Source organism: Promicromonospora sp. MS192 (genome assembly GCF_049532985.1).
Taxonomy (GTDB): domain Bacteria; phylum Actinomycetota; class Actinomycetes; order Actinomycetales; family Cellulomonadaceae; genus Promicromonospora.
On the sequence record NZ_CP186693.1, the window covers coordinates 3713737 to 3739728 of the forward strand.

Below are 25992 nucleotides of genomic sequence, written 5' to 3' on the forward strand. Positions count from 1 at the left end.
CCTCTGACATGCCGGGGCGTGGCGTCGCCTCAGACGTCCAGGCGCTCCAGCATGTCCGTCACCAGCGCCGCGACCGGCGAACGCTCGGACCGGGTCAGGGTCACGTGCGCGAACAGCGGGTGCCCCTTGAGTGCCTCGATCACCGCCGCGACGCCGTCGTGCCGCCCCACACGCAGGTTGTCGCGCTGGGCGACGTCGTGGGTGAGCACCACGCGGGAGCTCTGACCGATCCGGGACAGCACCGTCAGCAGCACGTTCCGCTCCAGCGACTGCGCCTCGTCGACGATGACGAACGAGTCGTGCAGGGACCGCCCGCGGATGTGCGTGAGCGGCAGCACCTCGAGCATGTCGCGGGCGATGACCTCCTCGACCACCGCGGGCGAGACCAGCGCCCCGAGGGTGTCGTAGACGGCCTGCGACCACGGGTTCATCTTCTCGGACTCGGATCCGGGCAGGTAGCCCAGGTCCTGACCGCCCACCGCGTACAGGGGCCGGAACACGACCACCTTGCGGTGCTGCTGCCGCTCCAGCACGGCCTCCAGCCCGGCGCACAGGGCGAGCGCCGACTTGCCCGTGCCGGCCCGGCCGCCGAGCGAGACGATGCCGATCTCGTCGTCGAGCAGCAGGTCGATCGCCACACGCTGCTCGGCCGAGCGGCCGTGCACGCCGAACACCTCCTGGTCGCCCCGCACGAGCTGCACGCGCTTGTCGGCCGTCACGCGCCCGAGCGCGGAACCACCCGGTGAGTGCACCACCATGCCGGTGTGCACCAGGAGCGGGGACGCCGCCTCGACCGTCGCCGGGTCCAGGGCAGCGATCTCCACGGACTCGTTCTCCCAGAGAGCGCCCATCTGCTCGTCGGAGAGGTCGATCTCGCGCATGCCGGTCCAGCCGGAGTCGACGGCGAGCTCGGCCCGGTACTCCTCGGCCTGCAGACCGACCGCCGACGCCTTGACCCGCATCGGCAGATCCTTGGAGACCACGGTCACGCTGTTGCCCTCGGCGGCGAGGTTGGCCGCCACCGCGAGGATCCGGGTGTCGTTGTCCCCCAGGCGGAACCCGGCGGGCAGGACGGTCGGGTCCACGTGGTTGAGCTCCACGCGCAGCGTGCCGCCCGTGTCCCCCACGGGGACCGGCGAGTCGAGCCGGCCGTGCTGCACCCGCAGCCCGTCCAGCATCCGCAGTGCGCTGCGGGCGAAGTACCCGAGCTCGGCGTGGTGACGCTTGGCCTCCAGCTCCGTGATCACGACGATCGGCAGGACGACGTCGTGCTCCGCGAACCGCAACATCGCCTTCGGGTCGCTCAACAGCACAGACGTGTCGATGACGAAGGTCCTGCGGTCGTCACCGACCGCGCCGGCTGCGGCGTCGGCACTCTGGTCGGTCGGACGGGTGGTCGATGCGGAATGGCTCACTGCGGCTCTCCCTCCGGCGCCGAAACGCCGTGACAGCCTCGTCGCTACCTGGCGGGCACCGCCTGTCGGCGGAACCGACCCGGTCGAACCGGGGCTGGTGGATGGGCCGGGCGACCGGCTCGGCGCGCCGCGTCGTGGCGCAGAGCCGGGACCGGCCCTTCTCCACGGAGCAAGCACTCCATAGGTTGGCCTCCCGAAGGGGCGACTGGGTGCCGTCCCTGAACTGGAACCTACGCGCACTGCCATCCTGTGGCCAGAGTTATCCCTCGGCGGGTCGCAAGTTGTCACGAACTGTTCACATGGTGGCAATGGCTTCACCCGTGGGTCAAAGAATCGCAAAACTCGCAGGAAGGCGTGCCGTAGCGGGAGGATGGACGCATGCCTCATCTCGCGATCCTGCTGCGCGCCGTGAACATCGGGCCGGGTCTGCGCGTCTCGTCGGCGGACCTGCGCGGCGCCGCCGAGGACGTCGGCCTCGGCGACGCCCGCACCCTCCTGAACAGCGGCAACCTCGTGGTCGCCACGGACGGCGCCGATCCGGGCGACGTCGTGCGGCGCGTGCAGGAGCGGCTGACCGAACGCGTGGGCCGGCCCGTGGCCGCCGTCGGACTGAGTGGTGCGCGGCTGGAGGAGATCGCGCGGGCCAACCCGTTCCCGGCCGCGGCACGCGACGACCCGGCCCGGCTCCAGGTGCACGTCCCGTTCGGCGACGTGGACGCGGCCGGGGTGGCGCGGCTCGACCTGGCCAACGCCGGGCGCGAGATGCTGGCCACGGCCGCAGGCGTGCTGTACGTGCACTACGTGGACGGCATCGGCCGGTCGAAGCTCACGGCGACCGTGATCGACCGGGCCGTGGGCGTGCCCACCACGGCGCGGAACTGGAACACGATCACCAAGCTGCGTGCCGCGTGCGCCGATCCGGGGTCGAGGTAGCGTCGAGGAGGGGTCAGGTAGGGTAAAGATCCGGGCGTGCCGGGAGGCCTGGTCGGTGGAGACCGGGTCGGATCGGTCCGCACCACACGACCTGCAGCAGCCCGAGAGGACGCCCGTTGAGCGGTACCGCCCCTGCCCCCACCCGGATCCAGCGCCTGCGCAAGTGGGTGTCGCGTGAGACGACGGGCGGTGCGCTCCTCATCGGTGCGGCGTTCCTCGCCCTGGTGTGGGCCAACTCGCCGTGGCGGGAGTCCTACCAGGCCCTGTCGGGCACCGTGGTGGGGCCGGCCGCGATCGGTCCGCTGCCCGTCCACCTCGACCTGACGCTCGCGACCTGGGCCGCGGACGGCCTGCTGGCGATCTTCTTCTTCGTGGTCGGCGTCGAGCTCAAGCAGGAGTTCGTCGCGGGGAGCCTGCGCAACCCCAAGGAGGCCGGGGTCCCGATGATCGCCGCGGTCGGGGGCATGGCGATGCCCGCCCTGATCTACGTGGGCGCCCTGCTGCTGCTCGACGAGCCCGGGGCGCTGCACGGCTGGGCGATCCCGACGGCCACCGACATCGCGTTCGCGGTGGGCGTCCTCGCGATCTTCGGCCGCGGGCTGCCCGCCGCCATCCGCACCTTCCTGCTCACGCTCGCCGTGGTCGACGACCTGCTGGCGATCGTCGTCATCGCGATCTTCTACACGAGCGAGATCCACTGGCTGCCGCTGCTGGGCACGCTCGTGTGCGTGGCGCTGTACGCCTGGCACGTGCGCTCGCGCGCGCCGCGCTGGTACGTGCTGCTGCCGCTCGCCGTCGTCGCGTGGGCGCTGATGCACTCCTCCGGCGTGCACGCCACCATCGCGGGCGTGCTGCTGGGCTTCACCGTCCCGGCGATCGCCCGCCACGGCGAGCCGACGGCGCGCACCGCCCGGTACGAGCACCGGCTCCGGCCGATCTCCTCGGGGATCGCGCTGCCCGTGTTCGCGTTCTTCGCCGCGGGCGTCTCGCTGATCGACGGCGGCGGACCCGGCGCCGTGGTCGGTCAGCCGGTGGTCGCCGCGATCGCCGCCGGGCTCGTGGTGGGCAAGCTCGTCGGCGTGCTGGGCACCACGGCGCTGGTCACCCGGGTCACGCCGCTGCGGCTGCCCGACGGCATCGGCGTGCGCGACCTGCTGCCCGTGGGGCTGCTCGCGGGTATCGGCTTCACCGTGTCGCTGCTGATCAGCGAGCTGTCCTTCGGCGACTCCGAGCACACCGACGGCGCCAAGATCGCGATCCTCGGCGCCTCGGTGCTCGCCGCGATCCTGGGCGGCGTCTCGCTGCGCTGGGACGCCCGCCGCGCCCGTACCTCGGACATGAACCTGGACGGGCGGGCGGACGACGTCCGCGCCTACATCGGCGACGCCGAGGACCGCGAGGCGCACTGACCCGGCGCTGAGCCGACGGCGGCGTCAGACCTCCAGCAGCAGCGCCTCACCCTGGCCCCCGCCGCCGCACAGGCCGACGGCGGCTCGGCCTCCGCTGCGGCGGGCCAGCTCGTGCGCCGCGTGCACCGCGATGCGCGCGCCGGACGCCCCGACGGGGTGCCCCAGCGCGATGCCGCCGCCGTGCACGTTGACGATGTCGAGCGGCACGCCGAGCTCCTTCGCAGACACCCCGACCACCACGGCGAACGCCTCGTTGATCTCCACGAGGTCGAGGTCGGACGCCGACCAGCCCTCACGCTCCAGGGCCTGACCGATCGCCCGGGCCGGCTGGGAGTGCAGCGAGTTGTCCGGCCCGGCCACCTGGCCGTGCGAGCGGACCGTCGCGAGCACCGGCACCCCTGCCGCCTCGGCCCGGGCGCGCGTGGTGAGCACGAGCGCCGCTGCGCCGTCCGAGATCTGCGACGAGTTGCCCGCCGTCAGCGTCCCGTCGCTCTTGAACGCGGGGCGCAGCCGCGCGAGCGACTCGGGCGTCGTATCGGGCCGGACTCCCTCGTCGGTGCGCACCTCGACGGGGTCGCCCCGGCGCTGCGGCACCGAGACCGGCGCGAGCTCCGCCTCGAAGTACCCGTCCTTCGCCGCGGCAGCCGCCCGCTGGTGCGACGCCGCCGCGATCTCGTCCTGCTCCTCGCGGGACACGAACACGTCGCCGGAGTTGTGCTCCTCGGTCGAGATGCCCATGGAGACGTCGTCGAACGCGTCGGTCAGGGCGTCGTGCGCCACGGAGTCGGCCAGCTCGGCCGAGCCGTAGCCGAACCCGGACCGCGCGCCCGCCAGGATGTGCGGGGCGTTGGTCATCGACTCCTGCCCGCCCACCAGCACCACGGACGCCTCGCCCGTGCGCAGCAGCCGGGCGCCGTCGATGATCGACGTCAGCCCGGACAGGCAGACCTTGTTCACCGTCACGGCCTGCACGTCCCAGGGCACCCCGGCGGCCACGGCCGTCTGCCGGGCCGGGTTCTGCCCCGCGCCCGCCTGGATCACCTGGCCGAAGACCACCTTGTCCACGTCGGCCGCGAGCGCACCCGCGCCCTCCAGCGCCTTGCGTGCCGCGACGGCGCCGAGCTCCACGGCGCTCAGCGCGGACAGCGAACCCTTCAGCCGTCCCTGCGGCGTCCGTGCCGCGGAGACGATCACCACGTCGTCGGCGCTGTGTGTCGCGCCCGAACCGGTGGCGCCCGGACCGGTGCTCGTGGCACCCGTGGGGGCGGAAAATGCGTCACTCATGAGACCTCCTTTGGCCGTTCTTCCCAGCGTATCCCCCGGATTCACCGGCGAGCCCCGCGGTCGAGGGCGCACCGGTCACGCACGAGCTCAGCCCGCGAAGCCGACCAGCTCGACGGCGAGCTCCGGCTCGGTCTTCTCGACGACCTCCTCGGCCGTCACGCCCGGCGCGAGCTCCCGGAGCACCAGCCCGGACGGCGTCACGTCGAGCACCGCCAGGTCGGTGATGATCCGGTTCACCACACCCTTGCCGGTCAGCGGCAGCGAGCACTCGCGCAGGATCTTCGGTGACCCGTCGCGCGCCACGTGCTCCATGAGCACGATCACCCGGCCCGCGCCGTGCACGAGGTCCATCGCCCCACCCATGCCCTTGACCATCTTGCCGGGGATCATCCAGTTGGCCAGGTCGCCCGTGGCCGAGACCTGCATGCCGCCGAGGATCGCGGCGTCGATCTTGCCGCCGCGGATCATCCCGAACGACGTGGCGGAGTCGAAGATCGACGACCCCGGGAGCAGGGTCACCGTCTCCTTGCCCGCATTGATCAGGTCGGCGTCCACGGCGTCCTCGGTCGGGTACGGGCCCACCCCGAGGATGCCGTTCTCGGACTGCAGCACCAGGTGCCGGTCGGCCGGCACGTAGTTCGGCACGAGCGTGGGCAGCCCGATGCCCAGGTTCACGTACATCCCGTCGGCCAGCTCGCGCGCGGCGCGCGCGGCCATCTCCTGTCGCGTCAGTGCCATGGTTCAGCCCTCCTTGCTCGTCGAGGTGCCCGACGGCGCGGGCTCCGTCACCGTGCGCCGCTCGATCCGCTTCTCGATGTCGGTGCCGACGTGCACCAGCCGGTGCACGTACACGCCCGGAAGGTGCACGCTGTCCGGGTCGATCTCCCCCGGCTCGACGAGCTCCTCGACCTGGGCGATGCAGACCCGCCCCGCCATCGCGGCGAGCGGCGAGAAGTTGCGCGCCGACCTGTTGAACACGAGGTTGCCGTGCCGGTCGCCGCGCAGGGCGTGCACCAGCGCGAAGTCGGTGCTGATGGCCTCCTCGAGCACGTACTCGGCGCCGTCGTCGCCGAACGTGCGCACCTCCTTGGGCGGCGACGCGATCGCCACGCCGCCCGCGCCGTCGTACCTGCGCGGCAGGCCGCCGTCGGCCACCTGCGTGCCCACGCCCGTCCGCGTGAAGAAGGCCGCGATGCCCGCACCGCCGGCGCGGAGCTTCTCGGCGAGCGTGCCCTGCGGGGTGAGCTCCAGCTCGAGCTCGCCCGAGAGGAACTGGCGCTCGAACTCCTTGTTCTCGCCCACGTAGGAGCTGGTCATCTTGGCGATGCGCTGCGCGCCCAGCAGCACTCCGAGACCCCAGTCGTCCACGCCGCAGTTGTTGCTCACCACGGACAGGCCGCTGGTGCCCTGCGCCAGCAGCGCCTCGATCAGGGCGATCGGGTTGCCGCACAGGCCGAACCCGCCCACGGCCAGCGAGGCGCCGTCCGGGATGTCCGCCACCGCCTCGGCCGCGCTGGCGACCACCTTGTCGAACCCGGTGCGTGCTCCAGTCATCGTCGACTCCTTCATCAGGTCAGTACCGGCAGGTCGTGCCATGAGCCAGTGTCACACCCCGGGTGCCCGGGGGTCACCGGGCGCTCCAGCCGCCGTCGACGGCCCATGAGGCGCCGGACACCATGGCGGCGTCCGGGCCCGTGAGCCAGCCGACCAGCGCGGCCACCTCGTGCGGCTCCACGAGCCGCTTGACCGCGGACTCCGCGAGCATGACCTTCGCCATCACCTCGGACTCACCGATCCCGTGCACCCGAGCCTGCTCGGCGATCTGCTTCTCCACCAGGGGCGTGCGCACGTAGCCGGGGTTGACGCACACGCTCGTGACGCCGTGCTCGCCACCCTCCAGGGCCGTCACCTTGGACAGGCCCTCCAGGCCGTGCTTGGCCGCCACGTACGCCGCCTTGAACGGCGAGGCCACCAGCCCGTGCACCGACGAGATGTTGACCACGCGCCCCCAGCCCCGGGCGTACATGCCCGGCAGAGCGGCGCGGACCAGCAGGAACGGCGCCTCCAGCATGATCCGCTGGACCAGCCGGAAGTCGTCCGGCACGAAGTCCTGGATGGGGCTGACGCGCTGGATGCCCGCGTTGTTCACCAGCACGTCCACGTCCAGCCGCAGGTCGTCCAGGGCGCGGGTGTCGGACAGGTCGACCACCCAGGCCTCGCCGCCCACCTCCTCGGCGACGGCCTTGGCGCCGTCGCCGTCCACGTCCGCCACCGTCACGTGGGCACCGCGTGCGGCGAGCTCGCGAGCGCACGCGGCGCCGATCCCGCTCGCGCCACCCGTCACGAGGGCCCGGCGGCCCGTCAGCGTCAGCTCCATCGTCGGTCCTTCTCCTCGGCCTTCCACCACGTGCTCCTCCACCGCTCGTCCTCTCGCCCGCGTGTCGCGGCCGTGCGGGCCGCCCGGCGGGCTCCCGGCCGCCTGACGACCGGGAGCCCGCGCGACTCAGTCCCGTGCGAGTCCCTTCGCCGCGAGCGCCTGCTCGCGTGCCTGGTCCTCGGCGTCCAGGGCGTGCAGCGATGCGCCCCTGGTCTCGCGCAGCGCGATCGCCGCGACGAGGGTGATGAGGGCGGCGACGCCCATGTAGACGGCGGTGGGCCACCAGGAGCCGGTGTTCTTGAGCCAGGTGGTGGCGAGGATCGGCGCCAGGGAGCCCGCCACGATGGAGGTCACCTGGTAGCTGATCGAGACGCCGGAGTAGCGCATCCGGGTGGGGAACATCTCGGCCATGATCGCGGGCTGCACGGCGTACATCAGCGCGTGGAACAGCAGGCCTGCCATGAGCACGGCCAGGATCACCCAGGCGTTCTGGGTGTCCATGGCCGGGAAGGCGAACCAGCACCAGGTGGCGCCGAGCACGGCGCCCGTGATGTACAGCGGCTTGCGGCCCACCCGGTCGGCGAGGCGCCCGACGGCGAGGATCACCACGAAGTGGAACGCGTGCGCGGCCGCGACCACGCCGAGGATGCGCGTGGTGTCCATGCCGAGCGCGGTGCCGAGGTAGACGATCGAGAAGCTGACCACGAGGTAGTACAGGATGTTCTCGGCGAACCGCAGGCCCATGCCGGTGAGCACGCCACGCGGGTAGCGCCTGATCACCTCGAGCACGCCGTAGCCCTTGTCGCCCTCGTCGATCTCGGCCTTCGCCTCCTCGTAGATGGGCGCGTCCGAGACGCGGGTGCGCACGTAGTAGCCCACGACGATGACGACGGCGGACAGCCAGAACGCGACGCGCCAGCCCCAGGCGAGGAAGGCCTCGTCGGTCAGGGTGGCCGACATCGTGTAGAGCACGACCGTCGCGAGCAGGTTGCCCGCGGGCACGCCGGCCTGCGGCCACGCCGTCCAGCGGGCGCGCTCGTCGTCGCGGCTGTGCTCCGCGACGAGCAGCACGGCGCCGCCCCACTCGCCGCCGAGCGCCACGCCCTGGACGAAGCGCAGGATCACCAGGAGCGCCGGGGCGAGGAATCCGACCTGCTGGAACGTGGGCAGGCAGCCCATGAGCACGGTCGCCACGCCGATCAGCACGATCGTGAACTGCAGCGTGTACTTGCGTCCGAGCTTGTCGCCCAGGTGGCCGAAGATGACGCCGCCCAGCGGACGGGCCACGAAGCCCACCGCGTAGGTGACGAACGCGGCGATGATCGCGTCGTAGGCGTTGCCCGTCTCGGGCATGAGCACCTTGTTGAACACGAGCGCGGCGGCGGTCGCGTAGAGGAAGAAGTCGTACCACTCGACGACGGTGCCGGCCATCGAGGCGGCGACGATGCGCCGGATGAGCGACCGGTCCCCCGGTGCGCCCTGGCTCTGCTGTGCGGACATGCTGCTGCTCCTAGGTGTCGACTCTGACACGGGACGTGGCCGGCCCGGTGTGGTCCGCGCGGACCGCCACGGATGACCCGCCCGAGTTTTCCCGGAAGCACTGTGCGCAGCAATGACGAACTCGGCAGACGGCGTGTGCAGGAATGCACACTTGGTAACGTCACCGCATGTCAGCCCGCAACGACCCGCCGGCCGGCCAGGTCGCCGACCAGCTCCTGGTGCTCCTGGCCGTGGCCCGCACCGGCCGGTACACGACGGCGGCCCGCGCGCTCGGCGTCAACCACACCACGGTCGCCCGCAACATCACGGCGCTGGAACGTGCCCTGGGCGGACGCCTCCTGGTCAAGGGCGCCGACGGCTGGGAGCTGACGGCGCTCGGCCGGCGCGCGGCCCGCGCCGGGGAGGCCGTGTCCGACGCCGTGGACCGGCTGGTGGGCGGCGACACCGAGGCCGACCCGGTGACCGGCGTCGTGCGGATGACGGCGACCGACGGGTTCAGCGCCTACGTGGCCTCCCCCGCGATCGCCCGGCTCCGCGGGGAGCACCCGGAGCTGTCCGTCGAGCTCGTCACGGTCACCCGCGTGGCCACCCACCACCGGTCGGGGGTCGACGTCGACGTCGTGGTGGGGGACCCCAACGTGCAGCGGGCCAAGGCCGTGCGCCTGGGTGAGTACGTGCTCGGGATGTACGGCTCGCGGGACTACCTGGCGCGGCACGGCACGCCCACCACGGTCGAGGAGATGTCGCGGCACGGGCTGGTCTACTTCGTCGACTCGATGCTCCAGGTCAACGACCTCGACGCGCCCCGGCGCCTGGTCCCGGGCATGCCGGACGCGCTGGCGTCGACCAACGTGTTCGTGCACGTCGAGGCCACGCGCGCCGGCGCGGGACTGGGCTTCCTGCCCTGCTTCATGGCCGACCGGCACGACGACCTGGTGCGGCTCCTGCCCGACGAGGTCACCGAGCGGCTGCCCTACTGGGCCGTGATCCGCAGCGAGTCGTGGCGCCGGCCGGCCGTGGCAGCCGTCGTGCAGGTGCTGGCCGACGAGATGGCCCGTCAGCGCGACCACATGCTGGGCCTCACGTCCCCCTGACGTCGAGTGCGGACCTGGTGGCGGTAAGAGCCCCGAATCCGCCACCAGGTCCGCGCTCGTCGGTCCGGGCGGCTCAGTCCTCCGGAGCGTGCCGTTCCAGGAACTTGTAGACCTCCGTCGTCTCCACGCCCGGGTACGCGCCCGAGGGCATCGCGGCGAGCATCGACGCGTGCGGCCGCGCGGACGGCCAGGCGAAGTCGCCCCACTTCTCCGACAGCTCCGCGGGCGGACGCCGGCAGCACGACTCGTCGGGACAACGGGAGGCCGCGCGCTGCGTGGTCTCCCGCCCGGAGAACCACTTGACGTGCGCGAACGGCACGCCGACCGACACCGAGAAGGCGCCGTCCGAGGTGTTCTCCACGCGGGACGTGCACCAGTACGTGCCCGACGACGTGTCGGTGTACTGCGCGTACGGGTTGAACCGGTCCTCGACGTCGAACACCCGGCGCGCCGTCCACTGCTTGCACACGTGCTGGCCCTCGACGGCGCCCAGGGCGTCGGACGGGAACCGCACGCCGTCGTTCTCGTAGGCCTTGTGCAGGATCCCGGACTCGTGCACCTTCATGAAGTGCACCGGGATGCCGAGGTGCCGCGTGGCGAGGTTGGTGAAGCGGTGCGCGGCGGTCTCGAACGACACCCCGAACGCGTCACGCAGGTCCTCGATCGCGATCGCCCGCTCGTCCTTGGCGTCGCGCAGGAACTTCACGCCCGGCTTCTCGGGCACCATGAGCGCGGCCGCGAGGTAGTTGGCCTCGACCCGCTGCCGCAGGAACTCGCCGTAGTGCCCGGGCTCCGTGTGCTCCAGCACGTGCGAGGCGAGTGCCTGCAGCAGCGCGGAGCGGGTGTTGGACCGGCCGCGGAACCCCTTGGACGGCAGGTAGAGGCGCCGGTTGCGGGTGTCGATCACCGACCGCGTCGAGTGCGGCAGGTCGCTCACGTAGTGCAACGTGAAGCCGAGGTGCGCGGCGATCTCGGCGGCCATGCGCTGGGGCAGCGGCCCGGAGGTGTGCCCGACGTCGGCCAGCAGGCCCTTGGCCACCTGTTCCAGCTCCGGCAGGTAGTTGTCCTTGGCGCGCATCTCGTCGCGGAGCTCGCCGTTGGCCCGGCGCGCCTCCTCCGGGGTGGCCGCACGCTCGGTGTGCAGGCGCTCCAGCTCGCGGTGCAGCGCCAGGATCGTCGAGAGTGCGTCGTGGGGCAGCGACTTGCCGATGCGCACGCCGTCGATGCCGAGCGACGCGAAGAGGGGGCCGCGCTGCGCGCGCTCCAGCTCGATCTCCAGCGCGTCCCGCTCCGACGGCGGCTCGGCCGAGAGCAGGTCGTCCACGCCGGCGTCGAGCGCCCGCGCGATGGCCTGGAGCTGCGAGAACTTGGGCTCCCGCTTGCCGTTCTCCAGCGTGCTGACCTGCGACGGAGCACGATCGATGGCCGCCGCGAGGTCTTCCAGGGTCATGCCCTTGCTGGTGCGCAGGTGGCGGATGCGGCGACCGATCGTGAGGGCGTCCGGCTCGGCGTCCGGCGGCGTCGCCGCCGTGGTCGCTGCCGTGACCCTAGAAGCGTTTTGACCGCTCTGCGGAGAACGCGAGGATGCCACGTTTCGCGCGGTTCTGCGATTTCCCGGGGTTCCTGCCATGCCCGAGGGTGACATACGGAAAGCCTTCCGATCAACAGAAGAACACAAGATCTTCTACTCAGATCTGCTTGAGAAGGGGGTTGCGCGGGGCGGAAGGTCGTAACACGTCGCCGGCAGACACGGTGACAACGTTCCGTCCCGAGAAGGAGACCCGCCATGAGCGCACCCACGATCCATCCCACGTCCGAGGCGACCACGTCCGCGACGACCGCGGTGCCGGCGACTCCCCGCGCCGGCGACCAGGTGCAGACCGCGGACGAGCTGCGGCGGTCCTGGGCGTCCGATCCCCGCTGGGCCGGGATCGAGCGCACCTACACCGCCGAGGACGTCGTCGCGCTGCGCGGCTCGGTCGGCGAGGAGAACACGCTGGCCCGCCGCGGCGCCGAACGCCTCTGGAAGCAGCTGCACGAGGAGGACTACATCAACGCCCTCGGGGCGCTGACCGGCAACCAGGCCGTGCAGCAGGTCAAGGCCGGGCTCCAGGCCATCTACCTCTCGGGCTGGCAGGTCGCCGGCGATGCCAACCTCTCCGGCCAGACCTACCCCGACCAGTCGCTCTACCCGGCCAACTCCGTGCCGGCCGTCGTGCGCCGCATCAACAACGCCCTGCTGCGCGCCGACCAGATCGACGTCGCGGAGAACGGCGCCCCCACGCGCGACTGGCTCGCCCCGATCGTGGCCGACGCCGAGGCCGGCTTCGGCGGCCCGCTGAACGCGTACGAGCTGATGAAGTCGATGATCCAGGCGGGCGCCGCCGGCGTGCACTGGGAGGACCAGCTCGCCTCGGAGAAGAAGTGCGGCCACCTCGGCGGCAAGGTGCTCGTCCCGACGCAGCAGCACGTGCGCACCCTGAACGCCGCCCGTCTCGCGGCCGACGTCGCCGACGTGCCGTCGATCGTGATCGCCCGGACCGACGCCGAGGCGGCGACGCTGATCACCTCGGACGTCGACGAGCGCGACCGCCCGTTCATCACCGGCGAGCGCACCAACGAGGGCTTCTACAAGGTCACCAACGGCATCGAGCCGTGCATCGCCCGCGCCAAGGCGTACGCGCCCTACTCCGACCTGATCTGGATGGAGACGGGCACACCGGACCTGGAGCTGGCCCGCAAGTTCGCCGAGGCCGTCAAGGCCGACTTCCCCGACCAGATGCTGAGCTACAACTGCTCGCCGTCGTTCAACTGGAAGAAGCACCTCGACGACGACACGATCGCCAAGTTCCAGCGCGAGCTGGGCGCCATGGGCTTCACGTTCCAGTTCATCACCCTGGCCGGCTTCCACGCCCTGAACTACTCGATGTTCGACCTGGCCCACGGCTACGCCCGCGAGCAGATGTCGGCCTACGTGAAGCTGCAGGAGCTGGAGTTCGCCGCCGAGGAGCGCGGCTACACCGCCACCAAGCACCAGCGCGAGGTGGGCACGGGCTACTTCGACCGGGTCGCCACCGCGCTCAACCCGGACTCGGCCACCACCGCACTGACCGGCTCGACCGAGGAGGCGCAGTTCTGATGACCGCCACCATCGACACCCGCGCCCAGGGCACCAGCCCGTACGACGCCGACGCCGGCCTGGCCGGTATCGGCACACCTCCGGCGTCGCGGACGGCGTCGGTCCCCGCGCCGGCCCCGCCGTCGCCCGCCCCCGCCCGGACGCCCGAGGCCGGCGCTCCTGCGCCGCGGAGCTCGGCGCCCAGCACCCTGCCGAACGGCGGCGTCGGGGCCTCCGGGACCGGTGCCCGCCGCGGCGTGATCACCGTGACCGGCTCCGTGGGGCCGCGGTACGACGAGATCCTCACGCCAGAGGCCCTCGGGTTCCTGGCCCTGCTCCACGACCGGTTCGACGCCGCCCGCGACGACCTGATCGCCCAGCGCCAGCTGCGCCGGCAGGACATCGCGGACGGTACCGACCCCGACTTCCGGGCCTCCACCCGGCCGGTGCGCGACGACCCGGACTGGCGGGTCGCCGGCTCCCGGAACGCGCCGGGACTGGAGGACCGCCGCGTCGAGATCACCGGCCCCACCGACCCGAAGATGACGATCAACGCCCTGAACTCGGGCGCCCGGTGCTGGCTCGCCGACGCCGAGGACGCCTCCAGCCCCACGTGGCCCAACGTGGTGGAGGGACAGCTCGCGCTGCACGACGCCATCCGCGGCACCCTCGCGTTCACGAACGAGGCGGGCAAGGAGTACCGGCTGCGGTCGTCGAACATCGCCGACCTGCCGACCATCGTGTTCCGGCCGCGCGGCTGGCACCTCGACGAGGCCCACCTGCGGTACACGGACGCGCACGGCATCACGAGCAACGCCCTGGGCAGCCTCGTGGACTTCGGTCTCTACTTCTTCCACAACGCGGCCGAGCTCGTCGCGCGCGGCCGGGGCCCGTACTTCTACCTGCCCAAGCTGGAGGGCTACCGGGAGGCACGGCTGTGGAACGAGGTGTTCGAGGTGGCGCAGGACGCGCTCGGTATCCCGCGCGGCACCGTGCGCGCCACGGTGCTCATCGAGACCCTGCCCGCGGCCTTCGAGATGGAGGAGATCCTCTACGAGCTGCGCGACCACTGCGCGGGCCTGAACGCGGGCCGCTGGGACTACCTGTTCTCGGTGATCAAGTGCTTCCGCACCCGCGGCGAGTCGTACGTGCTGCCGGACCGTGCCCAGGTCACCATGACCGCGCCGTTCATGCGCGCGTACACCGAGCTGCTCGTGGCCACGTGCCACAAGCGCGGGGCGCACGCCATCGGTGGCATGAGCGCGTTCATCCCCGACCGCCGCGACCCGGAGGTCACGGAGCGGGCGTTCGCCCAGGTGAGCGCCGACAAGAAGCGTGAGGCGTCCGACGGGTTCGACGGCACCTGGGTGGCCCACCCCGACCTCGTCCCGGTGGCACAGGCCGAGTTCGACGCCGTCCTGGGCGACGCGCCGAACCAGGTGTCGCGCCTGCGGGACGACGTCACGGTGGGCCAGCACGAACTGCTCGACATCGCCTCGGCCCGCCGGGCCGGCGCGACGGTCACCTCGGCCGGCCTGCGGTCGAACGTGTCGGTCGCCGTCCGCTACCTCGACGCCTGGCTGCGCGGCACCGGGGCCGCGGCGCTCGACAGCCTCATGGAGGACGCCGCCACGGCGGAGATCTCGCGATCGCAGGTGTGGCAGTGGATCGCGTCCGGCACCGTGACCGACGACGACCAGCAGCCCGTGACCCGCGAGCGCGTCGAGGCGATCCTGCTCGACGTCGTCGCGTCGCTGCCGCACGAGCACGGGAACCGGCTCGAGGACGCGGCGGCGATCTTCCGCCAGGTCGCCCTGCAGGACGACTTCCCGCCGTTCCTCACGAGCCCCGCCTACCAGGGTCACCTGGTGGACTCGGCGGTCGACCGGCCGTAGCACCTCGACCGGTCGAGCGGCCGGTCATTTGGCCGGTCACAGAGCCGGGGCGCCCCACCGTCGGTCGGGGCGCCCCTTCCATCCGCCCGACGCCGCACCGGCCGCCGTTCTCTCTCCGCACCCCAACACCCCCGGGGCGAGGCCGGCGCGGTGTCGGGCTTGGCGTGGTGACGGCGGACGCAGTGCCGGCAGCCACCCGGCGGAGGTCACCGGGACCATGACGGCCGGAGACCGCGCACCACCGTCGAGCGGATGCGCGGCCGGACCGCCACACCCGCTCGACGCCGTGCCGTCAGGCCGTCGGGCGGGTCAGCCCTGGTCGAGCCCCAGCAGGTCGTCCTCGGTCTCGCGCCGCACCAGCACCCGGGAGGCGCCGTCGGACACCGCCAGGACGGGCGGGCGGGGCAGCATGTTGTAGTTCGACGCCATGGAGCGCCCGTACGCGCCCGTGGCGGCGACGGCGAGCAGGTCGCCCGCGCGCACGTCGGCCGGGAGCTGCACCTCGTGCACCACGATGTCGCCGGACTCGCAGTGCTTGCCCACCACACGCGCGAGGATCGGCTCGGCGTCCGAGGACCGTCCCACGATCTCCGCGTGGTACGCAGCCCCGTACAGGGCGGGCCGGATGTTGTCGCTCATGCCGCCGTCGACCGACACGTAGGTGCGGGTGAAGTCGGTTCCGCCGTCGGCCGAGACCGTGACCGGCTTGACCGTGCCGACCGTGTAGAGCGTGAGGCCCGCGGGCCCGACGATCGCCCGGCCGGGCTCGATCGAGAACCGCGGCAGGTTGGTGCCCAGCTCCTGGCAGACGCCGGCCACGGACTGCGCGATGTCCTTCGCGACCCGCTCGGGGTCGAGCGCGACGTCGCCCGGCAGGTAGGCGATGCCGTACCCGCCACCGAGGTCGACCTCGTCCACCAGCACGCCCGACCGCTCGGCCAGGTCGGCCCGCAGCCGCAGCACCACCCGCGCCGCCGCCTCGAAGCCGTCGGGGTCGAGGATCTGCGAGCCGATGTGCGAGTGGATGCCGAGCAGCCGCAGCTCGGGGTGCTTGAGCACCGCGAGCAGCGCGGTCATCGCGGGGCTCTCCGCCCCGTCGGCCGCGTTGACCGACAGCCCGAACTTCTGGTCCTCGTGCGCGGTCGCGATGTACTCGTGCCCGCCCGCGTGCACGCCCGTGGTCACGCGGACCATCACCGGTGCGACGACGCCGCGCTCCCCCGCGAGCCGCGCCACGCGCTCGATCTCGACCAGCGAGTCCACGATGATGCGGCCCACGCCGGCCTCGAGCGCACGCCGGATCTCGGCGTCGGACTTGTTGTTGCCGTGCAGGCCGATCTCCGCACCCGGCACCTCGGCCCGCAGCGCGACGGCGAGCTCGCCACCCGAGGCGGTGTCCACCCGCAGACCCTCCTCGCGCGCCCAGCGCGCCACGGCCACGGTGAGCAGCGCCTTGCCGGCGTAGTACACGTCCACGCCGGTGCCGACGGCACCGAACGCCGCCTCGAACGCCGTGCGGTAGGCGCGGGCGCGCGCCCGGAAGTCGGCCTCGTCCAGCACGTAGGCCGGCGTGCCGTGCTCGGCCGCGAGGTTGCGGACGTCGACGCCGGCGACGGCCAGCGCGCCGTCGGGCAGCCGGCCGACCCCCGTGGACCAGGGCGCGCCGGTCACATCCGCTCCGGTGCGCTCACGCCCAGCAGGTCCAGGCCGTTGGCCAGCACCGTGCGGACGGCGTCGTTCAGCCACAGGCGGGCCCGGTGGGCGTCCGTGACCTCCTCGTCGGGGTACGGCGTGACGCGCAGCTTCTCGTCGTCGTTGTACCAGGAGTGGAAGTCGCCGGCGAGCGCCTCCAGGTAGCGGGCCACGCGGTGCGGCTCGCGCAGCTCCGCGGCCTGGGCCACGATCCGCGGGAACTCGGTGAGGCGGCCGATCAGCGCCGTCTCCGAGGCGTGCGAGAGCTGGGCCGGGTCGAACCCGTCCGCGCGGCGTACGCCCCGCTCCTCGGCCTTGGTACCGATCTGCACGGTCCGGCTGTGCGCGTACTGCACGTAGAAGACCGGGTTGTCGTTGGTCTGCTTGAGCATGTCCTCGCCCTGCAGCTCCAGCGGCGTGTCCGCGGGGTAGCGCGCGAGCGAGTAGCGCACGGCGTCCTTGCCGATCCAGTCGACCAGGTCGCGCAGCTCGATGATGTTGCCGGCGCGCTTGGACAGCTTGGCGCCCCCGACGTTGACGAGCTGCCCGATGAGCACCTCGATGTTGGTCTCCGGGTCGTCCCCCGCGCAGGCAGCGATGGCCTTGAGGCGGTTGATGTAGCCGTGGTGGTCGGCGCCCAGCAGGTAGATCTTGCCGGGGAACCCGCGGTCCTTCTTCGACAGGTAGTACGCGGCGTCGGCGGCGAAGTAGGTGGGCTCGCCGTTCGCCCGGATCATCACGCGGTCCTTGTCGTCCGTGAAGTCCGTGGTGCGCAGCCAGACCGCGCCCTCCTGGTCGAAGACGTGCCCCTGCTCCCGCAGGCGGGCGACGGCCTTCTCGACGGCACCGGAGCTGTGCAGGTCACGCTCGGAGAACCAGACGTCGAAGTGCACGCCGAAGTTCTCCAGCACCTCGCGGATCTCCGCGAGCTGGTGCGCGTAGCCCGCCTCACGGGCGACCGCGACGGCCTCGTCGTGCGGCAGCTCCGGCAGGTCGGGGCGGTCCGCGAGCACCTTGGTCGCGAGCTCCTTGACGTACTCGCCGCGGTAGCCGCCCTCGGGCACCTCACCGTCGGTGGCGCGCGCCAGCACGGACTCGCCGAAGCGGTCCATCTGGGCGCCCGCGTCGTTGATGTAGTACTCGGCGGTCACGTCGGCGCCCGCCGCGCGCAGGATGCGTGCCAGGGAGTCGCCCAGCGCGGCCCAGCGGGTGTGCCCGATGTGCAGGGGCCCGGTCGGGTTGGCGCTGATGTACTCCAGGTTGATGACCTGGCCGGTCAGGGCGTCGCCCCGACCGTACGCAGCGCCCGCCTCGACGATGGTGCGCGCCAGCTCGCCCGCCGCCGCGGCGTCGAGCGTGATGTTGAGGAAGCCCGGGCCGGCGACACCCACGGACTTGATGCCCGGCGTCGCCCCGAGGCGGGCCGCCAGGTCCTCGGCGAGCGCCCGCGGCGTCGTGCCCGCCTTCTTCGCGAGCTGGAGGGCCACGTTCGTGGCCCAGTCCCCGTGCTCTCGCTGCCTGGGTCGCTCCACATGGACCGACGCCGGGACGGCGTCGGCAGGCAGGGCGAGTGTGCCGTCGGCGACGGCCGCGGCCAGGGCAGCGCTCAGCGCTTCGGAGAGCTCGGTGGGGGTCACGGATCGATTCTACGGGCCGGTCCGGGTCGGCCGCCCCGGTTGTCCACAGGCGGCGGGCGGCGGTGACGCACCCCACCCCGGGGCGCGTCACCGCCGTCCGGCACAGCCATCAGTCGGTGCCCACCTCGAGCGTGTCGAGGATCTGCCAGAACCGGTCGCCCGAGTCGGGCGGACCGTCGTAGGTGAGCTGCACGAACCTGCCATCGGGGAGCCGCACCTCGGCCCGCGCGTTGAACGCCGCGACCTCGGCCTCACCGTAGGCGGTGTAGTCGGTCATCCGGACGGTCGCGCGCTCGGCCCCCGGGACGTCGAGCCGGTACCCGCCGACCGGTATCTCACCGTTGCCGGCAAGCCCTGGCTCCTCGATCCAGGCGTTCAGCCCCTCGCCCGGGTCGCCCTGCGGCGCGGTCCGCACGACCGTGCCGTCGCCCCCGGACTGGTCCACCCAGTCCGAGGGCACCCGCAGGCGCAGGCCCGGCGCGTCCGAAACGACCACCCAGTCCTCCGGGATCGCCGGCGCGTCGTCCACGAGCGGCCGGGCGTCCGTCAGGTCGCCGTAGGAGGGCAGGTCGGCCGCCTCCGGGGTGAACTCCAGGCTCCCGGCGATGGTCCGCACCACGCGGTCGCCGCCGGTGTCGTCGGGCGCGTAGACGTCGATGGAGTACGTCCGGCCCCCGGCCAGGCGGACCTCTATCCACGCGTGGAGCGTCCCGTCCTGCGGGTCGAGCTCGGCACCCGCGCGATCCGCGCCGGGCGGCGGCTCCATGGCGTACGTGTAGCCGAACTCGCCGTCCGGGTCCTGCGTGGTGGCGAGCGTGGTCACCTGCAGGCGGAGCCGTCCGTCCGGGTCGTCGATCGAGACGGTCGGCCAGTTGTCCTCCCGGGACGCGGACAGCGCGTCCTCCACCCAGTCGCCCGGCGTCGCGAACCGCAGTCCCTGGTGCTCCCGGACCGTCCAGTCCGCGGGGTGCTCCTCGACGACGTCGAGCGTGTTCCCCTGGACGTCGAAGTCCGCCTCGGTCGCGTCGGGATCGACCCGGACGCCCTCGACGAGCCGTTCGAACAGCTCCGGCGAGTCCGGTGCGTCGGGCAGGACCACGACGACCTGGACGACTCGCCCGGACTCCAGCTCGACCTGCAGCACCCCCTGCGGCCCGACGTCCCAGCCCTCCTCCGCCAGCACATACTGTGCCGACTCCGCACCCGGCACGTCGACGTCGACCAGGTCGGCCTCCGACTCGGACAACGAATCGCCGTCGTCGAGCGTCATGACGGTCACCGCAGAAGTCACCGCCGCGGGATCGAACGGCCCGTCCTGCTCGTCCGAACCCCAGGACGGGTACCCCTCGCCCTGGTCGTACGGTTCGAAGTCCGACGGCACCGACAAGATCAGCCCGCCCCCGGACACCTCGTACCAGCCGTCCCCGAAGGGCCAGCCAGCCGGCAGCACCTGCCTGCCACCGGCGACCAGGCCGCCGACGGTGGCGAGGGCCGCGACCGCGAGCGCCGCGACGCCGCCGATCACCCCGCGCCGGGTGCGCTCGTGGCGGATCGCCCGCCGTGCCATCGCCTCGCCGTCGATCCCGTCCACGGGCCCCACGTGGCTCGCGGCGTCGTGGATCAGGCTCACCAGCGTGTCGCTCTGCTCCCTCATGACTGCGCCTCCTTCCGTGAGGTGTCCGGCGATCCGCCGTCGTCCGACTGCTCCACTCCCAGCACGTCCCGCAGCCGGTCGAGCCCACGGGACGCGCCGGACTTGACAGCCCCCACGGAGATCCCGAGGTCTTCGGCGGTCTGCTTCTCCGTGCGGTCCAGCAGGTAGCGCAGGACGACGACGCGCCGCTGCGCTGCCGGGAGCTGCCGCAGGGCGCGCACGAGCTCGTCCCGGTCGACGACGTGCTGCGTGCCATCGGGTGCGGCGCCCGGGCGCAGGTCGGCCGGGGCCACCAGGACGTCCCGCTTGGTGCGCCGCCAGGTGTCGATCCGGGCCGTGGCGATCACCCTGCGGGCGTAGGCGAACGGGTCGCCGTCGCCCACCCTGCCCCAGACCCGGTAGGTCCGTTCCAGCGCGAGCTGCACGAGGTCGGCGGCCCGGTGCGCGTCCCCGCACAGCAGGTAGGCGATGCGGGACAGCTCGGGTGAGCGGTCGCTGGCGAACGCCGTGAAGCGTTCGGCCGCCGTGCCCGTGGTCACCACCCGGGCGCGAGGGTCGTCGATGACCGCCGCATCGTCACTCGTCATGTGCGCCACCTCGTTCGTCGTCCGCGTACCGGTTCGTACGCCTCTGGGGTCGAGCTCTTCGCGGGATCACGGCACACAGACGCATGCGGCGAGCAGAAGGTTGCCACGACGGTGCACGTCACGCGCCCGGGTGCACACGACGGGCTGCTTACCTGGTAGTCTCACTTCGGCCGTTACGGGAGCACGATCTCCCTGCCGACGGTCTCGCGCCTGTAGCTCAGTGGATAGAGCGTCTGCCTCCGGAGCAGAAGGTCGGGGGTTCGAATCCCTTCAGGCGCACAGACAAAAACAGCCCGTGACCAGCGCGAACGCTGGTCACGGGCTGTTTTTCTTTTCCGCCTGCGAAGCCTTCTCGCAGTACTGCTGGACTAACTGCTGGAGTATGACCTGCGGGTAGCGTGTCACGGTGGCGAGCAGGAGCCTGCTCCCGGCGTGGCGGAGGTGGTCAATGTTCTGGCAATCGACTCTCGGTGGCATCGTCATTGGTGCTGGGCTCGGGCTGCTCTCCAACTTCGTCGTGTGGCTGATTGCAACGCGCCGCGATGATCGCATCGAGGCTCGACGAACACGTCGAGACTCCGGGATCGAATGCCTGCGCCATGCGTACAGGCTCCGCGAGACGACGAGCCGACTGCTCGCGGTCAATGCCGCCGTACGACACTTTGCGAACGAGGGCGAGGTGCCGCCAGATCTGCGCGCAGAGCAGGAGCAAAGTTGGTCCGACTGGGAAGCAACGTCGAGAAGGTTCGGCGAACAAGTCCACGTGGCGCGGGCGACTGCGGATCCTGATGTGTGGGAGAGCTTCGCCATTATCGGCCAGATGGAGAACTCGTACATGCCCGACAGGGCCTCGCCGCATGCTGGACCTGATAGCGATGACAAGGATGGTGCATTCGTGCGACACCTTGACGCAGGCCTCGCCGCACTTGCCGACATGGTCTCCGTCGACGCGCGCATCCACGTCGGGCTCCGCAAGCGATGGTGGCAGCGGTTTGTGGCATGGGTACGACGGATCCGGGACTGGATCCGAGACTGGTGGCTACGAGGATGACCGGGCGACGCGGGCAGAACCTCTGCGGAAGTCCCGAGCGCGTTCTGGTGCCACTTCCTAATCCCTGCTGCCCGGGCTCATGCCCGCGCGGGTGAACATTGCAGTTCACCCGGCCACGCCCTGAATTGTGCACGTGTGCGGCCTATCGTCGTATTGGTCAGGCCCGGCACGAACGGGCGACCTGCTCGGCAAGGGAGCCGATATGGCGCGGCGAAGGAACGGCAGCGACACCTGGCACTTCTGCAGGAACTGCTCACAGTGGCCGACGAGCAACTACGTGGACGGCACTGGCAATTCGGGCGAGAAATGCAACGAGTGCTTGGCCAAGCGGCGATCGGGAAACTGCGGCTAGTTCACCCCTGCTGGGCACGTCGCTCGGCCTAGCAGCCACCACGAAGGCCCCCGCTGCCTGGGCAGTGGGGGCCTTCGCTGGGCGTTGGCCGAGGTGGGAAGCACCGTCGATCTCTAGCCGAATACCTCGTCCATCGCTCGTGCGCCGGTTTGCATTACCGGCCGCAGCTCGTGCCTGTAAACGGTTTCCGTCGTCGCGATGTCACTGTGTCCGACGAGGCGCGACACCTCCTCGATCGGTACGTTACTCGCAGACAACAGCGACACGAAGGAGTGCCGCAGCTCGCGAGGCGTCCAATCCTCCGGATCGATGCCGGACACGCCACGGAGCGCGATCCGGAAGTCACGGCGGACGTTGTCGGCCCGAAGCGCCGTACCGGCACCAGTGGTGAACACCAGACCCGAGAGCGGCCATGCCTCCCCCATGGCGCGGCGCCGGTCGTCCTGCCAGGCCCACTGCCGCTGACACGCCCGGACCGCGATGCTGGGCAGCGCGAGCGTTCGACGCGACTTCGGTGTCTTGGTGTCGCTGCCAAGCCGCACGGAGCGCCACACCCATACGTGGGGCGCTGAACCGTCCTCCGGCTTGAGGTGGACGTGGTCCCAACGGAGTGCACGCGCTTCCTCAGTCCGCACTCCGGTGGTGAGCGAGACGACGATGTACGGGTACATCCAATGCTCACGCGCGTGCGCGCTCTCAAGAATCGCCCGAACTTGGTCCGGCGTGAGCGACTTGGACGGGCGGCCAGCCCGACCCTTGGGCGGCTGAACCAGGGTGGTCACGTTCCGCTCTGCGAGGCCCAAAGTCATGGCTCGGCCGATCGACCGGCGGAGAACCGACAGCACTTGCTTGAGCGCGGAGCGGCCCAGTTTGGGAGCGAGCTCGTGCATCCACTTCTCGACCTCGACGGCTCGCAGGTCCTAGATTCGCCGCCCGCCGAGATGAGGCTTGATGTGGTGCTCGTAGAAGTCGCGGTTGTTCCGCTCCGTGTTCGCACCAACCTCCGTCCGACCGTACTTGAGCCAGTCTTCGACAGCGAGGCCAACGGTGTAGCGCTCCGCACCCTGAACGATGCCCGCTTCGTACTTGCGAACACGCTCGCGGAGCGACTTGAGGGCAGCTGTCTCGCTCGTCCCCGAGGCTGTCTTGCGGATGGGGTTTCCGCGACCGTCGTAGCCGACGATCTTCTCGGCGATGTACCGGCCGCGCTTCTCGTTGAAGTACGCACCGCCCTCACCCCGAGGGCGGCGCGACTTCTTCTGCCCCTCGCTCACGCGGCCACCTCCAGCGTCTGGACGTACTCGGCGCAGGCGGCCACTGGTACGCGGCGGCTACCGCCGATCTTGACGGTGCGCAGGTCCCCGCAGCGGATCAGAGCGTATACCTGCGTGCGGGAGATGCGGAGCGCTTCGGCTGCTTCCTCGACGCGGTACAGCAGGGGTGTGACGGCGGTGATGGTGGGTTCGGTCGCGGTGTAGACCGGCGGTGTGGCGGTGGCCATGGTGGGGTCTCCCTGGTGCGTTCGGCAGGCGGTGCGGGTGGTGTCTGAGGGGGGTTAGGGGTGACGGGTGCCACCCCTAAATGTCACGCCTAGAAATGGGGTCTGACCTGGGGTTTTAGCCGTGACGGTTAGGGGTGACGTTGTGTCACCCCTAACCGCCTACGGGTCACGGTCGGCGGCGGAGCAGGGTGCGTGGCTGGCCCCGGTATTCGTCGTCGTGCCGGTCGACCAGGCCGCGCCGGATCAGCTCGTCGGTGGCGGCCTCGAAGTAGTCCCGCAGGGTCGGCCCGAGGGCGCGACGGATGGTGTTGGCGGAGACGGGGTCGGTGTCGAGCTTGGCGAGGATCTTGCGGGCAGTGCGCTCGACGGCGGCGGTGTCGTGGTGCTCGTCGAACGCGAGGCTCTGGTCGATGACGTCGAGGTCGACTGGCTGACCGCCGTCGGCGGAAAGGGGTACGCACAGGGTGAGTGATCAGAAGATCTTCGGAGCGCGCGTCGCAACGCTGCGCAAGGAGCGCAAGCTCTCACAGAAGGACCTCGGCGCCGAGCTTGCTCGGTCCGAGTCCTGGGTGTCGCAGGTTGAGCGTGGAGTTCTGCCGGTAGACCGGCTGTCCACGCTCCAGACCCTCGCGGACGCCCTTGAGGTCTCTGTGCTGGACCTGCGTTCGGATGCCGTCCAGCCACCCGAGGACGGCCCGACCGAACCCGGTAGCGACCTAGATGGCATCCGACTGGCACTGACCGGCTACCCCGGGATCGCAACCTTGCTGGAGGACTCGGCACCGGCCGATGAACGGCCGATCGACGAGCTACGTCAGCACGTTGACCGGCTGTGGGAGCTGGCTCACGCCTCGGCGTTCAGCGAGATTGGGGAGGAACTCGTCACGCTCATTCCGATGCTGGAACGCCGTGTCCGACGGAGTGCTGCGACGGATGCGGAGCACGAGGTTCTCGCCCAGGTCTTCCAAGTCACCGCCGCCGTGCTGGCGCGGCAGGACGAGGCGGACGCGGCATGGGTGGCGTCCGACCGCGCCATCGCTGCCGCCGGGCCATCTGGACAGCCCCTGGAGGTGGTGGCCGGTACGTTCCGTCTGGCCCACACATTCCTGCGGGTCCAGCGGCCGGAGCAGGCCGAATATGCAACGTCTGAGGCGATCCGGGCGCTTCAGCCAAAGCTCGACGACGGGTCGCTGAGCACGGAGAGCAAGTCGCTCTACGGCGCTCTGCAGCTCGTCCGAGCGGTCATCAGCTCACGGGAGGGAGACAGGACCGCCACACACAAGTGGCTTGACCAGGCCCGCGCCGTTGCGGGGGACGTCGGCCCAGGCCGAAGCGACTTCGGAACGGAGTTCGGCCCGGCCAACGTGGAGATTCACGCGGTCACCGCGTCGGTAGACCTCGGCGATGCCGGGATGGCACTCGACCTGGCCGAGCAGATCGACACGAGCGAGCTCTCGGCGGAGCGGCGGAGTCGGCTGCTCCTCGACAAGGCGCGGGCGTATACACAGCGTCGGCAGGTGGGCGAGGCCGTTGCCGCGCTCCTTGAAGCGGAGGAGCTGGCGCCGGAGCAGATCCGCTCGCATCCGTTGGCGCGGCAGGCGATCCGTGACCTCATGCAGATCAGTCGCCGGACTCCTGTGGACCTACAGGAGCTAGCCCGGCGCGCAACGGTCACGTGATGCGTGCACGCCCTGAGAACGGTGGTGGTCCGACCTGGCCGGGTGGGACCACCACCGTTCTCTGCTGCCGCCGGGTGATGTTGAAATCCGAGTGCACTCTGTCGTGGTGAGAGAAGTCATGAGTCAGCAAGACTTCGGATGTGACTCTTACGGCTGAAACTGCTGGCACGCTTGAGCTCTGGGCTCCGTACTTCGCAGCTGGCATTGCGCTCATCATCGGCATCCTTGCCCCGCTGCTCTCGGCACGCATCGCTCGCAAGACTGCAGAGCGCACGCTTCAAGCGCAGCGGGAACTCGCGAATGCAGATCGACTGTGGCACAAACGTGCCGAGACCTACGAGTCTCTCCTTCGGTGGGCAGGGGAGATACGAGCGACGATGTTCGAGGCTGATGCTCCTCCCCCAGAAGCAGTCGCCACTTGGCGTGAGCACACGACAATCGAGCTTCCGAACGAGCTACAGGTTCGCCTGGCCGCCTATGCATCTGGGGCTGTCTACGACGCAGCGCGCTTCTTCACGAGGTCGCTGGAGGCCCTCGCTAGCTCGCTCCTCGCAGACCTGGAGTCGGGAGCCGATTCTGAACCGACATACCCAGCCGCCAGCGACTTCCACAACGCCATCGCCAACCAGATGACAAGCCTCATCAGTGATGAACTACATGGTGTCGCGGTTCCCGACCACGGGCGTGCCACAGGGTCGATCAACCTGCCCTTGTAGGGGCACCCGCAAGCGGTACTGCTGGACTATCTGCTGGTTCACGCGCGCGTGCAGCCGTGCACGAGCACGAACGAATCTGGACGCCTCAGCGGCAGCAA

General features: G+C 71.1%; 23 protein-coding genes and 1 tRNA gene. 10 read left to right on the forward strand and 14 right to left on the reverse strand.

Going from position 1 to position 25992, the window contains the following annotated elements; all coding sequences use genetic code 11:
• Positions 1 to 29: 29 nt before the first annotated feature.
• Complete coding sequence (locus tag ACO229_RS16710) at positions 30 to 1289, reverse strand: PhoH family protein (RefSeq protein ID WP_397414398.1); 1260 nt, start codon at positions 1287 to 1289, stop codon at positions 30 to 32.
• Positions 1290 to 1793: 504 nt separating this feature from the next.
• Here ACO229_RS16710 and ACO229_RS16715 point away from each other — a divergent pair.
• Together ACO229_RS16715 and nhaA are read left to right on the forward strand one after the other, a co-directional pair.
• Positions 1794 to 2348, forward strand: coding sequence for a DUF1697 domain-containing protein (locus ACO229_RS16715; RefSeq protein WP_397429547.1), 555 nt, complete (start codon positions 1794 to 1796; stop codon positions 2346 to 2348).
• A gap of 116 nt (positions 2349 to 2464) precedes the next feature.
• Positions 2465 to 3757: a Na+/H+ antiporter NhaA gene (gene nhaA / locus ACO229_RS16720; RefSeq protein ID WP_423462189.1), complete on the forward strand. Its 1293-nt coding sequence runs from the start codon at positions 2465 to 2467 to the stop codon at positions 3755 to 3757.
• Between the two features lie 24 nt (positions 3758 to 3781).
• Here the strand turns inward: nhaA and ACO229_RS16725 are convergent, their stop codons facing one another.
• The 5 genes from ACO229_RS16725 to ACO229_RS16745 all read right to left on the reverse strand — a co-directional run bounded on the left by ACO229_RS16725 (position 3782) and on the right by ACO229_RS16745 (position 8918).
• Positions 3782 to 4954: an acetyl-CoA C-acyltransferase gene (locus ACO229_RS16725; RefSeq protein ID WP_423465317.1), complete on the reverse strand. Its 1173-nt coding sequence runs from the start codon at positions 4952 to 4954 to the stop codon at positions 3782 to 3784.
• 174 nt (positions 4955 to 5128) lie between these two features.
• The gene (locus ACO229_RS16730) at positions 5129 to 5779 is read right to left on the reverse strand and encodes a CoA transferase subunit B (RefSeq protein WP_423462190.1); all 651 of its coding nucleotides are present in this window, start codon (positions 5777 to 5779) and stop codon (positions 5129 to 5131) included.
• 3 nt (positions 5780 to 5782) lie between these two features.
• Positions 5783 to 6595, reverse strand: a complete 813-nt coding sequence (locus ACO229_RS16735; RefSeq protein WP_423462191.1) for a CoA transferase subunit A — start codon at positions 6593 to 6595, stop codon at positions 5783 to 5785.
• Positions 6596 to 6668: 73 nt separating this feature from the next.
• On the reverse strand, positions 6669 to 7418 hold the full coding sequence (locus ACO229_RS16740; protein ID WP_423462192.1) for a 3-hydroxybutyrate dehydrogenase: 750 nt from the start codon (positions 7416 to 7418) through the stop codon (positions 6669 to 6671).
• A gap of 126 nt (positions 7419 to 7544) precedes the next feature.
• Positions 7545 to 8918 (reverse strand): MFS transporter, encoded by a 1374-nt coding sequence (locus tag ACO229_RS16745; protein WP_423462193.1) that lies wholly within the window; start codon positions 8916 to 8918, stop codon positions 7545 to 7547.
• Positions 8919 to 9085: 167 nt separating this feature from the next.
• On the opposite strand from ACO229_RS16745, the gene ACO229_RS16750 reads away from it, so the two are divergent.
• The gene (locus tag ACO229_RS16750) at positions 9086 to 10012 is read left to right on the forward strand and encodes a LysR family transcriptional regulator (RefSeq protein ID WP_423462194.1); all 927 of its coding nucleotides are present in this window, start codon (positions 9086 to 9088) and stop codon (positions 10010 to 10012) included.
• Between the two features lie 73 nt (positions 10013 to 10085).
• Here ACO229_RS16750 and ACO229_RS16755 read toward each other — a convergent pair whose 3' ends face one another.
• The gene (locus ACO229_RS16755) at positions 10086 to 11642 is read right to left on the reverse strand and encodes a helix-turn-helix domain-containing protein (protein WP_423462195.1); all 1557 of its coding nucleotides are present in this window, start codon (positions 11640 to 11642) and stop codon (positions 10086 to 10088) included.
• Positions 11643 to 11798: 156 nt separating this feature from the next.
• On the opposite strand from ACO229_RS16755, the gene aceA reads away from it, so the two are divergent.
• Both aceA and aceB read left to right on the forward strand, forming a co-directional pair.
• Complete coding sequence (aceA, locus tag ACO229_RS16760; protein ID WP_423462196.1) at positions 11799 to 13151, forward strand: isocitrate lyase; 1353 nt, start codon at positions 11799 to 11801, stop codon at positions 13149 to 13151.
• On the forward strand, positions 13151 to 15025 hold the full coding sequence (gene aceB / locus ACO229_RS16765) for a malate synthase A (protein ID WP_423462197.1): 1875 nt from the start codon (positions 13151 to 13153) through the stop codon (positions 15023 to 15025). Before aceA ends, aceB begins: the two co-directional genes overlap by 1 nt.
• A 309-nt stretch (positions 15026 to 15334) precedes the next feature.
• Here aceB and lysA read toward each other — a convergent pair whose 3' ends face one another.
• The 4 genes from lysA to ACO229_RS16785 all read right to left on the reverse strand — a co-directional run bounded on the left by lysA (position 15335) and on the right by ACO229_RS16785 (position 20595).
• A complete protein-coding gene (gene lysA, locus ACO229_RS16770) occupies positions 15335 to 16696 on the reverse strand; it encodes a diaminopimelate decarboxylase (protein ID WP_423462198.1) in 1362 nt (453 codons plus the stop codon).
• Positions 16693 to 18354: an arginine--tRNA ligase gene (argS, locus tag ACO229_RS16775; RefSeq protein ID WP_423462199.1), complete on the reverse strand. Its 1662-nt coding sequence runs from the start codon at positions 18352 to 18354 to the stop codon at positions 16693 to 16695. The genes lysA and argS overlap by 4 nt, the downstream gene beginning before the upstream one ends.
• Before the next feature lie 109 nt (positions 18355 to 18463).
• The gene (locus ACO229_RS16780; protein ID WP_423462200.1) at positions 18464 to 20008 is read right to left on the reverse strand and encodes a hypothetical protein; all 1545 of its coding nucleotides are present in this window, start codon (positions 20006 to 20008) and stop codon (positions 18464 to 18466) included.
• The gene (locus ACO229_RS16785; RefSeq protein WP_423462201.1) at positions 20005 to 20595 is read right to left on the reverse strand and encodes a SigE family RNA polymerase sigma factor; all 591 of its coding nucleotides are present in this window, start codon (positions 20593 to 20595) and stop codon (positions 20005 to 20007) included. The genes ACO229_RS16780 and ACO229_RS16785 overlap by 4 nt, the downstream gene beginning before the upstream one ends.
• Positions 20596 to 20801: 206 nt before the next feature.
• Here ACO229_RS16785 and ACO229_RS16790 point away from each other — a divergent pair.
• Both ACO229_RS16790 and ACO229_RS16795 read left to right on the forward strand, forming a co-directional pair.
• Positions 20802 to 20874, forward strand: a tRNA-Arg gene (locus tag ACO229_RS16790).
• Positions 20875 to 21043: 169 nt separating this feature from the next.
• Positions 21044 to 21646 carry a hypothetical protein gene (locus tag ACO229_RS16795; RefSeq protein WP_423462202.1) on the forward strand — a complete coding sequence of 201 codons (603 nt, stop codon included), beginning with the start codon at positions 21044 to 21046 and terminating at the stop codon, positions 21644 to 21646.
• Positions 21647 to 22111: 465 nt separating this feature from the next.
• On the opposite strand, the gene ACO229_RS16800 is transcribed toward ACO229_RS16795, so the two are convergent.
• The 3 genes from ACO229_RS16800 to ACO229_RS16810 are packed head-to-tail and all read right to left on the reverse strand — an operon-like array spanning position 22112 to position 23499.
• Positions 22112 to 22888 (reverse strand): site-specific integrase, encoded by a 777-nt coding sequence (locus ACO229_RS16800; protein ID WP_423462203.1) that lies wholly within the window; start codon positions 22886 to 22888, stop codon positions 22112 to 22114.
• 30 nt (positions 22889 to 22918) lie between these two features.
• Positions 22919 to 23272, reverse strand: coding sequence for a hypothetical protein (locus ACO229_RS16805; protein WP_423462204.1), 354 nt, complete (start codon positions 23270 to 23272; stop codon positions 22919 to 22921).
• Positions 23269 to 23499: a helix-turn-helix domain-containing protein gene (locus ACO229_RS16810; RefSeq protein ID WP_423462205.1), complete on the reverse strand. Its 231-nt coding sequence runs from the start codon at positions 23497 to 23499 to the stop codon at positions 23269 to 23271. The genes ACO229_RS16805 and ACO229_RS16810 overlap by 4 nt, the downstream gene beginning before the upstream one ends.
• A 121-nt stretch (positions 23500 to 23620) precedes the next feature.
• Between ACO229_RS16810 and ACO229_RS16815 the strand changes: the two genes are divergently transcribed.
• The 3 genes from ACO229_RS16815 to ACO229_RS16825 all read left to right on the forward strand — a co-directional run bounded on the left by ACO229_RS16815 (position 23621) and on the right by ACO229_RS16825 (position 25894).
• Positions 23621 to 23971 carry a hypothetical protein gene (locus ACO229_RS16815; protein ID WP_423462206.1) on the forward strand — a complete coding sequence of 117 codons (351 nt, stop codon included), beginning with the start codon at positions 23621 to 23623 and terminating at the stop codon, positions 23969 to 23971.
• Positions 23964 to 25178 carry a helix-turn-helix domain-containing protein gene (locus ACO229_RS16820; protein WP_423462207.1) on the forward strand — a complete coding sequence of 405 codons (1215 nt, stop codon included), beginning with the start codon at positions 23964 to 23966 and terminating at the stop codon, positions 25176 to 25178. The genes ACO229_RS16815 and ACO229_RS16820 overlap by 8 nt, the downstream gene beginning before the upstream one ends.
• A 140-nt stretch (positions 25179 to 25318) precedes the next feature.
• On the forward strand, positions 25319 to 25894 hold the full coding sequence (locus tag ACO229_RS16825) for a hypothetical protein (protein ID WP_423462208.1): 576 nt from the start codon (positions 25319 to 25321) through the stop codon (positions 25892 to 25894).
• Positions 25895 to 25992: the final 98 nt, after the last annotated feature.

Coding starts and splice junctions, on each gene's coding strand:
- ACO229_RS16710 (WP_397414398.1), bottom strand. CDS start 1,289: ATGTTGCGGTTCGCGGAGCACGACGTCGTCCTGCCGATCGTCGTGATC.
- ACO229_RS16715 (WP_397429547.1), top strand. CDS start 1,794: ATGCCTCATCTCGCGATCCTGCTGCGCGCCGTGAACATCGGGCCGGGT.
- ACO229_RS16730 (WP_423462190.1), bottom strand. CDS start 5,779: ATGGCACTGACGCGACAGGAGATGGCCGCGCGCGCCGCGCGCGAGCTG.
- ACO229_RS16735 (WP_423462191.1), bottom strand. CDS start 6,595: ATGACTGGAGCACGCACCGGGTTCGACAAGGTGGTCGCCAGCGCGGCC.
- ACO229_RS16740 (WP_423462192.1), bottom strand. CDS start 7,418: ATGGAGCTGACGCTGACGGGCCGCCGGGCCCTCGTGACGGGTGGCGCG.
- ACO229_RS16745 (WP_423462193.1), bottom strand. CDS start 8,918: ATGTCCGCACAGCAGAGCCAGGGCGCACCGGGGGACCGGTCGCTCATC.
- ACO229_RS16750 (WP_423462194.1), top strand. CDS start 9,086: ATGTCAGCCCGCAACGACCCGCCGGCCGGCCAGGTCGCCGACCAGCTC.
- ACO229_RS16755 (WP_423462195.1), bottom strand. CDS start 11,642: ATGGCAGGAACCCCGGGAAATCGCAGAACCGCGCGAAACGTGGCATCC.
- aceA (WP_423462196.1), top strand. CDS start 11,799: ATGAGCGCACCCACGATCCATCCCACGTCCGAGGCGACCACGTCCGCG.
- aceB (WP_423462197.1), top strand. CDS start 13,151: ATGACCGCCACCATCGACACCCGCGCCCAGGGCACCAGCCCGTACGAC.
- ACO229_RS16780 (WP_423462200.1), bottom strand. CDS start 20,008: ATGAGGGAGCAGAGCGACACGCTGGTGAGCCTGATCCACGACGCCGCG.
- ACO229_RS16785 (WP_423462201.1), bottom strand. CDS start 20,595: ATGACGAGTGACGATGCGGCGGTCATCGACGACCCTCGCGCCCGGGTG.
- ACO229_RS16795 (WP_423462202.1), top strand. CDS start 21,044: ATGTTCTGGCAATCGACTCTCGGTGGCATCGTCATTGGTGCTGGGCTC.
- ACO229_RS16800 (WP_423462203.1), bottom strand. CDS start 22,888: ATGCACGAGCTCGCTCCCAAACTGGGCCGCTCCGCGCTCAAGCAAGTG.
- ACO229_RS16810 (WP_423462205.1), bottom strand. CDS start 23,499: ATGGCCACCGCCACACCGCCGGTCTACACCGCGACCGAACCCACCATC.